Annotated in this window: 13 protein-coding genes; 12 read left to right on the top strand and 1 reads right to left on the bottom strand. The window is 69.0% G+C overall.

What is annotated here, in order from left to right:
* The first annotated feature begins 75 nt into the window (after nt 1-75).
* Genes ACQEV1_RS22990 through ACQEV1_RS22965 form a run of 6 tightly spaced genes read left to right on the top strand, consistent with a single transcriptional unit; the run spans nt 76 to nt 7,716 of the window.
* Nucleotides 76-1,095 (top strand): LacI family DNA-binding transcriptional regulator, encoded by a 1,020-nt coding sequence (locus ACQEV1_RS22990; RefSeq protein ID WP_285619387.1) that lies wholly within the window; start codon nt 76-78, stop codon nt 1,093-1,095.
* 8 nt (nt 1,096-1,103) lie between these two features.
* Nucleotides 1,104-2,711, top strand: a complete 1,608-nt coding sequence (locus tag ACQEV1_RS22985; RefSeq protein WP_433395957.1) for an FAD-dependent oxidoreductase — start codon at nt 1,104-1,106, stop codon at nt 2,709-2,711.
* Nucleotides 2,712-2,721: 10 nt separating this feature from the next.
* Nucleotides 2,722-3,981, top strand: coding sequence for an ABC transporter substrate-binding protein (locus ACQEV1_RS22980; RefSeq protein ID WP_285619389.1), 1,260 nt, complete (start codon nt 2,722-2,724; stop codon nt 3,979-3,981).
* Nucleotides 3,981-4,931 carry a carbohydrate ABC transporter permease gene (locus ACQEV1_RS22975; protein WP_285619391.1) on the top strand — a complete coding sequence of 317 codons (951 nt, stop codon included), beginning with the start codon at nt 3,981-3,983 and terminating at the stop codon, nt 4,929-4,931. The genes ACQEV1_RS22980 and ACQEV1_RS22975 overlap by 1 nt, the downstream gene beginning before the upstream one ends.
* Complete coding sequence (locus tag ACQEV1_RS22970; RefSeq protein WP_285619392.1) at nt 4,921-5,742, top strand: carbohydrate ABC transporter permease; 822 nt, start codon at nt 4,921-4,923, stop codon at nt 5,740-5,742. The genes ACQEV1_RS22975 and ACQEV1_RS22970 overlap by 11 nt, the downstream gene beginning before the upstream one ends.
* A gap of 45 nt (nt 5,743-5,787) precedes the next feature.
* Nucleotides 5,788-7,716: a hypothetical protein gene (locus ACQEV1_RS22965; RefSeq protein ID WP_433395954.1), complete on the top strand. Its 1,929-nt coding sequence runs from the start codon at nt 5,788-5,790 to the stop codon at nt 7,714-7,716.
* Nucleotides 7,717-8,082: 366 nt separating this feature from the next.
* On the opposite strand, the gene ACQEV1_RS22960 is transcribed toward ACQEV1_RS22965, so the two are convergent.
* Nucleotides 8,083-8,319, bottom strand: coding sequence for a hypothetical protein (locus tag ACQEV1_RS22960; protein WP_433395952.1), 237 nt, complete (start codon nt 8,317-8,319; stop codon nt 8,083-8,085).
* A 95-nt stretch (nt 8,320-8,414) separates the two neighbouring features.
* Here ACQEV1_RS22960 and ACQEV1_RS22955 point away from each other — a divergent pair, with 95 nt between their 5' ends.
* From ACQEV1_RS22955 to ACQEV1_RS22930, 6 genes are all read left to right on the top strand, one after another.
* Nucleotides 8,415-8,921, top strand: a complete 507-nt coding sequence (locus tag ACQEV1_RS22955) for a MarR family winged helix-turn-helix transcriptional regulator (RefSeq protein ID WP_433395950.1) — start codon at nt 8,415-8,417, stop codon at nt 8,919-8,921.
* Nucleotides 8,922-9,130: 209 nt separating this feature from the next.
* Entirely contained in the window at nt 9,131-9,766 is a 636-nt protein-coding gene (locus tag ACQEV1_RS22950) for a UbiX family flavin prenyltransferase (RefSeq protein WP_285619398.1), read from the top strand.
* 119 nt (nt 9,767-9,885) lie between these two features.
* Nucleotides 9,886-10,548: a UbiX family flavin prenyltransferase gene (locus ACQEV1_RS22945; protein ID WP_433395948.1), complete on the top strand. Its 663-nt coding sequence runs from the start codon at nt 9,886-9,888 to the stop codon at nt 10,546-10,548.
* Nucleotides 10,549-10,641: 93 nt separating this feature from the next.
* Nucleotides 10,642-12,063, top strand: a complete 1,422-nt coding sequence (locus tag ACQEV1_RS22940) for a non-oxidative hydroxyarylic acid decarboxylases subunit C (RefSeq protein ID WP_433395946.1) — start codon at nt 10,642-10,644, stop codon at nt 12,061-12,063.
* Nucleotides 12,060-12,308, top strand: coding sequence for a non-oxidative hydroxyarylic acid decarboxylases subunit D (locus ACQEV1_RS22935; RefSeq protein ID WP_285619404.1), 249 nt, complete (start codon nt 12,060-12,062; stop codon nt 12,306-12,308). The genes ACQEV1_RS22940 and ACQEV1_RS22935 overlap by 4 nt, the downstream gene beginning before the upstream one ends.
* A 77-nt stretch (nt 12,309-12,385) precedes the next feature.
* Nucleotides 12,386-12,874, top strand: a complete 489-nt coding sequence (locus ACQEV1_RS22930) for a hypothetical protein (RefSeq protein ID WP_433395944.1) — start codon at nt 12,386-12,388, stop codon at nt 12,872-12,874.
* Nucleotides 12,875-12,964: the final 90 nt, after the last annotated feature.

The following is a 12,964-nucleotide window of genomic DNA, read 5'->3' as shown; positions in this document are numbered from 1 at the left end:
TTGACGCAGCCCGTGCCCATCCTCCAAGATCCGTTCATTAGGCCAGGTTAATACGTATTAGCAGGAGGGGGCCGGATGTCGGACGCGGCGTCGAGACGGATCACCCAGCGTGACATCGCAAGACTCGCGGGGGTCAGCCAGACGACCGTCTCTCTGGTGCTCAACAACCGGCCCGGCGACGAGACACGGATTCCCCGGGAGACGAGGGACCGGGTGCTCTCGGTGATCCGGGAGACCGGATACGTGGCCGATCCCGTCGCGCGACGCCTGGCGGACCGACACAACCGGATCCTTGGCGTCTTCACGTACGAACCGGTCTTCCCCAGCGCCACGGCCGACTTCTACCATCCGTTCCTGGTCGGCATCGAGGAATGCGCCGAAAGGCTGGGCTGCGACCTGCTGCTGCTGACCAGCGTGCCGGTCATCGACGGGCGGCGCCGCATCTACCACGAGGCCAACCGCCTTCGTCTCGCCGACGGCTGCGTCCTGCTCGGCCGCTCTCTCGACCGCGACGAGCTCGCCCGCCTGGTCTCGGAGAACTTCCCGTTCGTCTCGGTCGGGCGGCGCGACGACGCGGGCGGCCCCGTGCCGTACGTCGGGACCGCCTACGGTCCGGCCGTCCGCGCGCTCGTCGAGCGGGCCAGGGCGCTCGGGCACACCCGCCTCGCCTACCTCGGCCATGGCGAAGGAGCCGAGTCCCTGGCGGACCGGATGGTCGGCTTCCGCGAAGGTGCGGGTGACCTGCCGGTACGACACGTACGCCCGACCGCCGGCGGCCCGGCCGAGTGGCTCGACGCGCTGGAGGGGGTCACGGTCGTCTTCGCCGAGGAGTACGCGGACGCGGTGGCGCTCGTCGACGAGGCCTTCGGGCGCGGTCTTTCCGTACCGGCCGACCTGTCGATCGTGACCCTGGGCGATCCGACGCGCCCGGCGCGCACCGACATCGACTTCACCGGCTTCCGCATCCCCCGCCGGGAGATGGGCCGGCAGGCCATCCAGGTTCTGACCCGGCTGCTGGAGGGCGGCCCTCTCGTGCAGCGACTGCTGCCCTGCGAACTGGTCGTGGGCTCGACACTCAGCGGCCCCGCGGCGTGAAAGGAGCCATGTTGACGGAGATGGAGACCGACGTGCTGGTCGTCGGGGGAGGGCTCGGCGGAGTCGCGGCGGCGCTCGCCGCGCTGCGCGCGGGGCGCCGTGTCGTCCTCACCGAGGAGTACGACTGGCTGGGCGGTCAGCTCACCAGCCAGGCGGTGCCGCCGGATGAGCACACCTGGGTGGAACACTTCGGCGTCACCGCCGGCTACCGGGAGCTGCGGAACGGAATCCGCGCGTTCTACCGGAGGCACTTCCCGCTCACCGAACGGGCACGTGCATGGCGGGAGCTCAATCCAGGGGCCGGCTGGGTCAGCCCGCTCTGCCACGAGCCGCGCGTCGCCGTGGCCGTGCTGGAGGCGATGCTCGCACCGTACCGGGGCGGCGGCAGGCTTGTCGTGCTGCAGCCGTACCGGCCGGTCGCGGCGGACACGGACGGGGACCGGGTGACGGCGGTACAGGTCGCCCATCGGTACGGCGGCGACGAGATCACGATCTCCGCGCCGTACGTCCTGGACGCCACCGAGACCGGGGAGCTGCTGCCGCTGACGGGCACCGAGTACGTGACCGGGTTCGAGGCGGAGTCCGACACCGGCGAACCCGGCGCTCCCGCCGAGGCGCAGCCGCACAACATGCAGGCGGTCTCCGTATGCTTCGCGATCGACCACGTGCCCGGGGACCACACCATCGACCGGCCTCCGAACTACGCGTTCTGGCGCGACTACGCCCCGCCGTTCTGGGGCGGCAACCTGCTCGGCTGGCGTTCACCCCACCCTCGCACGCTGGAGATCACCGAGCGGAGCTTCACCCCCAACCCGGACGACGATCCCCTGGCCGTCCGGGCCGACCAGCGGCGCAACCCCGGGGACGGCAACCTGTGGACCTTCCGCAGAATCGCCGCTCGCCGGCTGTTCACCGAGGGGGCGTACGAAAGCGACATCACGCTGGTCAACTGGCCGATGATCGACTACTTCCTCGGCCCGGTCTTCGACATCGACGACGCGGACCGGCATCTCCGGGGAGTCAGGGAACTGTCCCGGTGCGTGCTCTACTGGCTGCAGACCGAGGCACCGCGTCCGGACGGCGGCACCGGCTTCCCCGGCCTGCGGTTGCGCGGTGACGTCACGGGGTCACCCGACGGGCTGGCGCAGGCACCGTACATCAGGGAGAGCCGCCGGATCCGGGCCGAACGCACCATCGTCGAGCAGGATCTGTCGATCGCCGTGCGCGGCGACAAGGGCGCCGTACGCTACCCCGACTCGGTCGGCATCGGGATGTACCGCATCGACCTGCATCCCTCGACCGGCGGCGACAACTACTTCGACGTGGCGAACAGCCCGTTCGAGATCCCTCTCGGCGCGCTCCTCCCCCAGCGTGTCGACAACCTGCTCGCCGCCGGCAAGAACATCGGCACGACGCACATCACCAACGGCTGCTATCGCCTGCACCCCGTCGAATGGAACATCGGCGAGGCCGCCGGCGCGCTGGCCGCCTTCTGCCTGGATCTCGGGACCACCCCCAGGGCGGTCCGTGAGGATCCCGGGCTGCTCACCGACTTCCAGGCCCGCCTCGAGGACCAAGGAGTCGAACTCCACTGGCCGGACATCGTCGGCTACTAAGGAGCCCCCAATGAAGATCACCAGGTTGCTGAGCCTCGGGCTCGCGATCCTGCTCGGCCTGGCCGCCTGTGGGGGCGGCGGGTCGGGCAAGGACAAGGGCGAAGTCTCGCTGCGCATGACCATCTGGACCAACAACGCCGACCATCTCAAGCTGTTCAACGGGATCGCCGACGAGTACCGCCGGACGCACCCGAACGTCGCCTCCATCAGGTTCGACCCGTTGCCGGTGGAGACCTACAGCACCGCGCTGACCACGCAGATCGCCGGTGGAAACCCGCCGGACCTCGCCTGGATCCTGGAGAACACGGCGCCCGACTTCGTCGCCTCTCACGCGCTGCTCCCGCTCGATGACAAGCTGAAGAAGTACCCCGGCTACCAGTACGGCGACCTGGCCGCCGGCCCGACCCGGCTGTGGCGCCAGGACGGATCGCTCTACGCCTACCCGTTCTCCACCTCGCCGTTCGGCGTCTTCGTCAACACCGACCTGCTCAAGAAGGCCGGCCAGAAGCCCCCCGCCGCCGGCTGGACCTGGGACCAGGCGATCGCGTCCGCGTCCGCGGTGCACCAGCGGACCGGAAAGGCGGGCCTGGTGGTCCGCGACTTCGACTACAAGGCGTGGGACAACCTGGCCACCGTATGGGGCGGGTGGGGCGCCGAGGCGTGGAGCGAGGACGGTAAGACCTGCGGCTTCACCAAGCCCCAGATGGTCCAGGCGATGACCTTCCTGCACAAGGCGATCTTCGACCAGAAGGCGATGCCCGGCCCCGGCACGTCACCGGACTTCTTCGCCGGCGACGCCGCCATGACCATCACCCAGATCAGCCGAGCCGCCCTACTCAAGGGCGCGAAGTTCCACTGGGATCTGGTGCCGCTTCCGGCCGGGCCGAACGGCGCGTACAACGTCATCGGCCAGGGCGGGCTCGGGGTGCTGAAGAATGGCAAGCATGCGGACGCGGCGGCGGACTTCCTGGCCTTCTTCACCGACCCGGCCAACTCCGCCAAGCTCGCGCAGTACTTCCCGCCGCCGCGCACATCGCTGCTGACGGCCGACGCCCTGGCCAAGAGCAACCCGCTGCTCAAGCCCGACCAACTGCAGAAGGTCGTCCTCGACGGCATCGCGAACGGCCGGGTCAAGCCCAACCACACCGGCGAGGCCGAAATCGCCCAGACGGTGCGCGCCGCGCTCGACCCGCTCTGGCGGCCGGGGGCCGACGTCCCGAAGGTGATGGCCTCGGTGTGCGGCTCCGTCCAACCGCTGCTGGCCAAGTGATGACGGTTCGGACTCCCGCTCGTACGGCCGTCACCGGCCGTACGAGCGCCCCCCGAAAAGCCGGGCGGTTCTGGACCGCCCGGCGCCGCGACCACCTCGTCGGCTACCTGTTCGTCGCGCCACAGCTCATCGGCAGCGTGATCTTCGTCCTGGTGCCCCTCGGCATGGTGGTCTGGTACAGCCTGAACGAGTGGAATGTGCTGGCGGGCACGTTCGACTTCGTCGGCGCGGACAACTACCGGCGGCTGGCCGAGGACCCCAAGCTGCCCTCCGTACTCACGGCGTCGGCCCTGTTCTCGGCCGGGCTGGTCGCGGTCAACCTGACCCTGGCCCTGCTCCTGGCGGTCCTGCTCAACCAGAGGCTGCGCGGCACCGCGGTCTTCCGCACCCTGTTCTTCTCCCCGGTGGTCGTCTCGCTGGTGGCGTGGACGATCGTGTGGGGTTTCCTCCTGCAGAAGAACGGCGGGATCAACGGTCTGCTGTCCGTGGTCGGCGTGACCGGTCCCAACTGGCTGCGCACGGGCGGCGGGGCCATGTTCTCCGTGATCATGGTGCAGGTCTTCAAGAACGTGGGCCTGAACATGGTGCTGTTCCTCGCCGCTCTCCAGGACGTGCCGGCGTCGGTGTACGAAGCGGCGCGGATCGACGGGGCGGGGGCCTGGCGGCGGTTCCGCTCCATCACCGTGCCGCTGATCAGCCCGACACTGCTGCTCACCTCGATCATCACCGTGGTCGGCTCGCTGCAGGTCTTCGCCCAGATCGCGGTCCTCACGCAGGGCGGGCCGGGCACGTCGACCACGGTGCTCGTCTACTACCTGTACCAGCAGGCCTTCCAGTTCCACCAGTTCGGCTACGGGTCGGCCCTCGCGGTGCTGCTGTTCGCGATCGTCCTGGTGCTCACGCTGCTCCAGTGGCGCCTCCGGAGGAGGTGGGTCTTCCATGAGGCGTAAGACCGTGCTGTACGGGCTGCTCTGCGTGCTGTGCGTCCCGTTCGTCTTCCCGACCTGGTGGATGGTCACCTCGTCGCTCAAACCGGTCGGCCAGATCTTCGCCTCGCCGCCGTCGCTGTTCCCCTCCGGCATCGACGCCGGGGCCTACCGCCAGGTCTTCACCCTCCAGCCGTTCGCACGGCAGTACGTCAACAGTCTCTACATCGCCGCCGTCGTCACCATCGGCACGATGGCGGTCTCCTCACTCGCCGGGTACGCGTTCGCGCGCATCCGGTTCCGCGGCGCGAACGCCCTGTTCTTCGTGATCCTGGTCGGCCTGCTGATCCCCAGCGAGGTCACCATCGTGCCGCTGTTCCAGATGTTCCACCGGTGGGGCCTGATCAACACGCACTGGCCGCTGATCCTGGTGCCCATCTTCGGTGCGCCGAGCGTGCTCGCCACCTTCATCATGCGCCAGTTCTTCCTGGTCCTGCCGAAGGAACTGGAGGAGGCGGCTCAGGTCGACGGGCTGGGCCGGCTGGCCACCTTCTGGCGGATCGCGCTGCCCCTGGCGCGCCCCGCGCTCGGCGCGGTCGCCATCTTCACCTTCCTGCAGAGCTGGAATCTCTACCTCGAACCGATCGTCTACCTCTCCTCACCGGAGAGGTTCACCCTGCCCCAGGCGCTCACCCAGTACGTCGACGCGTACGGCGGGCCGATGTGGAACGTGCAGTTGGCCGCGGCCTCGCTCACGGCCGTTCCAGTGATCATCGTCTTCGTGATCGCGCAGCGGCAGTTCATCGAAGGACTCGCGCACACGGGCCTCAAGTAACCGACGAATCCCGGAAGTGTTCCGTCCCCAAGGAGTTGGTCTTCCGTGAAACCGCACTCTCCCCTGCCCTCGACACGCCCCCTGAGCCGCCGTGGCCTGCTCACAACGGCCGGTGGAGCGGCCCTGCTCGTCGCCCTGCCGGTGAGCCGGGCGGGCGCCTCGGCGCCGGGCGCCCTGCCGGACCTGGCGCCGTTGCCGCCGGGAGCGCCGGACCGCAAGGTGTTCGCCCCGGCCGAGCAGCGCTACGCGCCGTACCTGGTGACCCTCGCGCCGATGGTCGACGACATGGACGACGACGGCTTCTTCGCCGGCGGCTGGTGGCGGTCGCCCGCCGCGCCGTACAACGCTCGCGTCCAGGAGCACGTCTACACCCTGAGCTGGTTCTACGCGAACGCCCGGCGTTGGAACCCCTACGCCGGCGACTCCGCGCTGCTCGCCGCGCTGGACGCCGGCCTCGGCCACTACCTGAGCCTGCAGCACGGCGACGGTTCGTGGCCGGAGTACTCCATCGGCGAGCACTCGATGCCGGCCACCGGCTTCGCCATGGGGTACCTGAGCAAGACTCTGGGCATCCTGCGGAAGGCTCGCGTCCTGCCCGAGCGTCAGGCTCAGATCCGGACGGCCCTGCGGTCCGCCATGACGTGGTTTCTGGATCCGGCCACCACCGCGATCTGGCAGACACCTCTGGCGTACGCCAACCAGGCCACCGCCGGGCTGGCCGGCGCGTCCCTCGCGCTGAACCTCGACCCCGACTCGTTCCTGCGGCAGCGTCTGACGGACGCCATCGCGCGGCTCGCCCGCACGGGCCAGAGCCCCGCCGGGTTCTTCATCGAGCAGCGCGGCATGGACATGAACTACAACTTCGAGGTCATGCTGCCGGAGACGGCCGACGCCTATCACCAGACCGGAGACAAGACGTTCGTGTCGATGGCGCGCGCCTTCGCCGACTGGCTCGGCTACAACCTGGTTCGCGAGCCCGACGGTTCCGGCTACATCGCCAACATCGCCCCGTCCACGCGCACCAGCAGCCGTTACTACGACGACATCCGGTCCGACCCTGACCGGACCGCGCTGAACTGGACGTTCGTCCGGGAGGTGCCCGAACTGGGCGCGTTCCTGACCACGCGGGAGGACCTCGCCGCCACGCGTGCCGCCTGGGCGGCCGACCCGGCACCGGTGCCCCCGCTGCAGAAGCAGGACACCTCACCGCGCATCCTCACCCACGCGATCTACGGCGAGAACTTCCCGACCAGGAAGGAGAAGAAGAAGGCCGTCGCGGACCTGCCGTACCTGAAGAAGACCCACTTCGTGGAGTTGCGCAGTGACCTGGGGCAGGACTTCCTGTACGTCCGGCGTCCCGGCCTCTACGTCGGTGGCTACTTCGGCACCCGCGCGACGACCCACACGCGTACCGGCCTGACCTTCCTGTGGCATCCCGCCGCAGGCATGGTGGTGCACTCGCTCAACGACAGTAACGAAACCTGCTGGGCCACGGTGCTGAGCAACGGCAACCCGGACGCCGCGGCGAACCAGCCGGCGGAGTACTTCGACGGCGAGCCGGGCGGACCGGCCTGGACCGGGAAACGCTCGCACAGCGAGGGCACGTTCGGGATCCGTTACCACACGGCGAACTCCAGCGTCCGAACCGACGTGATCCTCACTCACGACACCGTACGCCGCTCAGTGCAGGCCACATCGGCCGCCACCGAACAGATCCCGCTGATCCTGCACCCCACCGACAAGGTGACCTTCACCGACGGCACCCGCGCGACGTACGGCGCCGACACCGGCGCGACCGCCACGGGCCTGGACCTACGCCGCGGAAACACCGTGATCGCCATCCGCTGGGGCACGGCCCGGCCCGCCACTCTCCAGCACGGCGCGTCGACGTACTTCCGCGACGGCGAACGCCTCATCCACGTGCTGCGCATTCCTCATGGGGGCAGGCTGGACACCGTCATCAAGCTCGCCTGACGCAGTCTCTTCCGACTTTCGGGTCGCTCCCTCTCCCGTAACCGCGACATCCGCACGCGGTCCGGCGATGTGGGGCGGGAGCCACCCGTTCCGAGGATCGGGGACCGGTGTCGAGCCGGTGTCATCGGCGGTCTCCATCGCCCGTTCTGGGCGTGCCCGGTGCGGCGGCGAGTCCCGGCCGCGCGCGGGAACAGGTGGGCGAAGGCGCCCTCGACCGTGCCGCTGCGCGGCACGGTCGAGGGCGGTCCGGAGCTTCTTTGACGTGTCGGCGATGGTGTCGGAACCCGCCGGCGGGTAGTCCGTGCGGCCTCGAAACGGCTGTCGCCGAAGTACACGCCGTCGTAGTTGGTCACGGCGGCGAACCCGTCAGCCTGCAGCTGATCGGTCGCGTAGCGGATCTCGTCGACGGCCCAGGCTCCACTGCTCGCCGGGCAACGCATCGACGATCGACTCGAACTCAGTCGGCGTAACGATCCGCAGCGGTTTCTTCGCCACCGGCGGACCCGTCACCCCACGGCACGGATGCAGGAAAACGATCTGATCGTTCAACGCGGTCGTGAAGATCGACGCACTCTCGCAGATGTTGGCCGAGCACGTGGCCATGCCGTTCCCGCCAGGCTACTGCGGCCTGGACATCGTGCGGAGCAACGCGCGCTCTATACTCCGTGCACGTCCGAAGAACGCGAAGGAGTGCCCGCATGACCGGTGCGGACGACACACCCGGAGTCGCCGGCTCCAGTCCGGCCACCCGCCCCGATGAGGGGGAGATCCGGGCGCTCGTACAGCAGGGGACCAGCGGCGCGGGGCACATCATCCGGCGGCTGTACCAGCTCCGGACGCGGATGTGGCAGGAGACGGTGCCCTACGACCTCACGGGCCCGCAGTTCACCGTGCTGGGCACCTTGTACGTACACGGCAGCATGGACCAGGGCACCTTGGGCCAGCATGCGGGTCTGGACAAGTCCACCGCCGCCCCGATCGTCGAACGGCTGCGCGGTCGCGGCCTGCTCGTCATCACACGGGACACCGCCGACGCGCGGCGCAAACTGCTGGACCTCACCCCGGAGGGCCGGCAGATCGTGACCCATACCGCTCCGTTCGCCGCCCATGTCGACGAACAGCTGCTCGGGGCGCTGAGCGCGGCCGAGCGCGAGGAGTTCTTGCGGCTGACGGACCGCGTGCTGGACACCGAAGAATCGCGCTGAGCCCGGACGCTCCGGGAGGTCGTGCACGCGTCGTGCGCACGGCGCTCCGGTGTGCGCATTTGGTCCCGAGGGCAGCCATATCCGCCCTGGTCAGGGCATCCCCTACCGGGCGCGACGCGCAAGGTTTTCGCTGTCTTCCGCACGGGAAGTCTTGCGATCGACCTCCTCGGATATCCGGGACTGCCTGCGCTCGCGAAGGAGCGGACACCATGCCCGAAGACCGGAGAATAACGGTGGCGGTCACCGGCGCCGGGGGCACCGGTGCGGCCAAGCGGCTGCTGGCGGCACTCCAGGAGGATGACCGCGTCACGCACGTTGACCTGCTGGTGTCAGCCAACGGCCGCAAGCTGGCGGCGCTGGAGTTCGGTACGCAGGAGGATCCGGAGTCGGTCGCGCAGGCGCTGGGGGGCACATCGCCGAAGGTACGGATGCTGGACCCGACTGACCTCGCAGGCCCCGTGACCAGCGGCAGCTACCCGTATGACGCGATGGTGATCCTGCCGTGCGCGGCCGGAGTGCTCGGCCGCATCGCCCAAGGCCTGGCGCTGGACCTGATCGAGCGGGCGGCCGACGTGGCACTGAAAGAAGGCCGCAGGCTCGTGCTCTGCCTGCGGGAGACGCCCCTGCACCTGATCCACCTGCGCAACATGGTCTCGGTCACCGAGGCCGGCGCCATCGTGTATCCGATGATCCCGACCTATTACAACGTCCCGCAGACGCTGGGCGAGCTGCAGGACGAACTCGTCGAGCGCGTGTTGCAGCTGCTGGGACTGAGGCACACCGACCGGTACCGGTGGGACGGCTCCAGCACGCCGGCCCGGCGAGAGCACACCGGGGCACCGTAACCGGCCAGGCGGCCTTCCGAACCCCGGACTTGCGTTAGGACGTACACGGAGTATCGTGTGAGCGTATTAGGACGTACACGTTCTAACTGTGTGTGACTGATCTGTTCTGGAAGGTTGCCGTGCGACTCGTTGTTGGCATGACGGGGGCCACCGGCGCGATCATCGGGGTACGCCTGCTGACTGCCCTGCGTGAGCTCGACGTGGAGACCCATCTGGTGGTGAGCCGCTGGGCTCGGGCCACCATCACGGAGGAGACTCCGTACACCGTGCGCGAAGTGACCAGCCTGGCGAGCGTGAGCTATCCGCCGGACGACCAAGGTGCGGCCATCTCCAGTGGCTCGTTCCGCACGGACGGCATGGTGGTCGTGCCGTGCAGCATGAAGACGGTCGCCGGCATCCGTACCGGCTACGCCAACGACCTGATCGGCCGTGCGGCGGACGTCACGCTGAAGGAGCGTCGCCGGCTGGTGCTGCTGGCACGCGAGACCCCGCTGTCAACGATCCACCTGGAGAACCTCCTCGCGCTCTCCCAGATGGGCGCCACGGTGCTGCCCCCCGCGCCCGCGTTCTACAACCACCCTTCGACCATCGGCGACATCGTCGAGCACATCGTCGGACGCACGCTCGACCAGTTCGAGCTGGACCTGCCCACGGCGCGCCGCTGGACTGGAATGCGGGAGGGCGCGCGCCCAAGAGCCTCCGCTCCGTCCTACGACCGGCGCACAGCGACCGCTGCCGCCGGCCACGCGCCGATCGACGACACCGTGGTCGCCACGGCCTGATGGGCGCGGCTCCACCGCCTCACCGGCCCGGGCTCCCAGACCGATGGGAAGCCTCGCTCTCCCGGGCCACTCCACTCGAAAGAAGATCCGAACATGGCCTATGCCGATCTGCGGGAGTTCCTCGCGACACTGGACCGCGACGGTCAGCTGCTCCGTTACTCCGACCCCGTCAACCCCGAGCCCGACCTGGCAGCGGCGGCCCGCGCCACCGCGAACCTCACCGACCGCGGTCCGGCCCTGCTGTTCGATGACATCAACGGCTACGAGCCCGGCAAGGGACGTGTGGCCCTCAACACCGTCGGGTCCTGGCCCAACCACGCACTCATGCTGGGCCTGGACAAGAACACCACGGTCAAGGACCAGTTCTTCGAGTTCGCCGGCCGCTGGGACGCCTTCCCCGGTCCGATCGAGCGGCGTGACGACGCGCCGTGGCAGGAGGTGACCCTCACCGAGGGCATCGACCTGTTCCAACTGCTGCCGCTGTTCCGGCTCAACAGCTACGACGTCGGCTGCTACATCGACAAGGCCGCCGTCATCAGCCGGGACCCCGACGACCCGGACAACTTCGGCAAGCAGAACGTCGGCATCTACCGGATCCAGGTCAAGGACAAGGACCGGCTCGGCATCCAGCCCCTCGCGGCGCACGACATCGGACTGCATCTCCAGCGGGCAGAGGAGCGGGGCGAGAACCTGCCCGTCGCCATTGCCCTCGGCAACGAGCCGGTGATCACCACGGTGGCCGGCATGCCGCTGGCCTACGACCAGTCCGAGTACGAGATGGCGGCCGCCATCCAGGGCGCCCCGTACCGCATCACGAAGGCGCCGGTGACCGGCCTCGACGTGCCATGGGGCTCCGAGGTCGTCATCGAGGGCGAGATCATCGCCGGTGAGCGGGAGATCGAGGGACCGTTCGGCGAGTTCACCGGCCACTACTCCGGTGCCCGCCGGCAGCCGGTGATCAAGATCCACCGGGTGATGCACCGCCATAACCCGATCTTCGAGCACCTCTACCTCGGCATGCCGTGGACCGAGATGGACTACACCCTGGCGCTCAACACCAGCGTGCTGCTGTACCGGCAGCTGAAGGCCGAGTTCCCCGAAGTGGCGGCGGTCAACGCCATGTACACCCAGGGCCTGCTGGGCATCATCTCGGTCAAGCAGCGCTTCGGCGGGTTCGCCAAGGCGGTCGGCATGCGGGCGATGACCGTCCCGCACGGCCTGGCCTACTGCAAAGTGATCATCCTGGTCGACGAGGATGTCGACCCGTTCAACCTCGCGCAGGTGATGTGGGCCCTCTCGGTGCACTACCACCCCCTGCACGACACCGTCACGATCCCGAACCTCTCGGTGCTCGCGCTGGACCCCAGCTCCGACCCGGCCGGCATCACGCACAAGGTCGTACTGGACGCCACGACTCCCGTCGCGCCCGAAGAGCGCGGTCACTACTCCCAGGTGGTCGGCAACCCCGAGGGCACCGCCGACTGGGAGAACATCATCAAGGGACTCCTGAAGTGAACGACACCACAGTGAACGACACCATCTGCCCGCGCTGCGACGCTGAGAACGTCCGGGTCCTGACCACCTCGCCCGTACCCGGCCGGTGGACCATGTACGTCTGCGACACCTGCATCTACAGCTGGCGCTCGACCGAGCCCCGCTCCGCCACGGACCCGCTGGCCTACCCCGCGGAGTTCAAGATCGACCCTGCGGACATCCCGTCCATCCCCGCGATCCCGACCGTCCCCCCGCGACGCCGCTGACCGCCGCCGGACGCGCCCACCCCGGTCAGGGTGCCCCTCACCAGCACGCGCGTCCCCGACACGAAAGGCCGATCAGCATGGCTGACACGCTCGGCGACCGGCTCCCGGACGAACTCGTCCACGCCCTGGACGACGAAGCGCTCACCGACGAGGACCAGACCGGCTTCCTGCTGGTCACCACCGACGAGAACGGAGCGCCGCGGATCTGCGTTGTCAGTGCCGGCGAGCTGCTCATATGCGACGAGCGGACCCTGCGGGTCGCGTTGTGGCACGGCTCGCGCACCGCGCACAACCTCGGCCGCAGCGGTACCGCGCTCCTGGCCGCCATCTCCCCCGGGTCCGTAATCTACGTCCGGGCCGAACCCGCCCCGCTGGCGGTCCCGGAGACGGCGAACCTGGAGTGCTTCGAACTGACCGTGAAGAGCGTCGAGGCGGACGTCCACGCCGGAATGCCCGTTACCAGCGGCATCACGTTCCGCGCCGATCAGCCCGACCACGCCACCGCGATCGCGGACTGGCGCCGGCAACGTGCGTTGCTCGCGAGCGCGGAGGTATCCACGACCTGATCTCAGACATCCGACGCGGAACGCGCCTGCCGGGCACCCGGCGGCTCCTAAGGTTCAGGCTCTCTCATCCCTTTGGCGTGGGTGAACGCG

Origin of the sequence: Actinoallomurus sp. CA-142502 (assembly GCF_050936355.1) — a bacterium.
GTDB lineage: Bacteria > Actinomycetota > Actinomycetes > Streptosporangiales > Streptosporangiaceae > Actinoallomurus > Actinoallomurus iriomotensis.
This window is presented reverse-complemented; position numbering and strand designations above follow the sequence as displayed.

What these genes read in the sequence shown, in the direction of transcription:
- ACQEV1_RS22990 (WP_285619387.1), top strand. Translation starts at nt 76, where the DNA reads ATGTCGGACGCGGCGTCGAGACGGATCACCCAGCGTGACATCGCAAGA.
- ACQEV1_RS22930 (WP_433395944.1), top strand. Translation starts at nt 12,386, where the DNA reads ATGGCTGACACGCTCGGCGACCGGCTCCCGGACGAACTCGTCCACGCC.
- ACQEV1_RS22950 (WP_285619398.1), top strand. Translation starts at nt 9,131, where the DNA reads ATGCCCGAAGACCGGAGAATAACGGTGGCGGTCACCGGCGCCGGGGGC.
- ACQEV1_RS22960 (WP_433395952.1), bottom strand. Translation starts at nt 8,319, where the DNA reads ATGGCCACGTGCTCGGCCAACATCTGCGAGAGTGCGTCGATCTTCACG.
- ACQEV1_RS22980 (WP_285619389.1), top strand. Translation starts at nt 2,722, where the DNA reads ATGAAGATCACCAGGTTGCTGAGCCTCGGGCTCGCGATCCTGCTCGGC.
- ACQEV1_RS22985 (WP_433395957.1), top strand. Translation starts at nt 1,104, where the DNA reads ATGTTGACGGAGATGGAGACCGACGTGCTGGTCGTCGGGGGAGGGCTC.
- ACQEV1_RS22940 (WP_433395946.1), top strand. Translation starts at nt 10,642, where the DNA reads ATGGCCTATGCCGATCTGCGGGAGTTCCTCGCGACACTGGACCGCGAC.
- ACQEV1_RS22975 (WP_285619391.1), top strand. Translation starts at nt 3,981, where the DNA reads ATGACGGTTCGGACTCCCGCTCGTACGGCCGTCACCGGCCGTACGAGC.
- ACQEV1_RS22970 (WP_285619392.1), top strand. Translation starts at nt 4,921, where the DNA reads ATGAGGCGTAAGACCGTGCTGTACGGGCTGCTCTGCGTGCTGTGCGTC.
- ACQEV1_RS22955 (WP_433395950.1), top strand. Translation starts at nt 8,415, where the DNA reads ATGACCGGTGCGGACGACACACCCGGAGTCGCCGGCTCCAGTCCGGCC.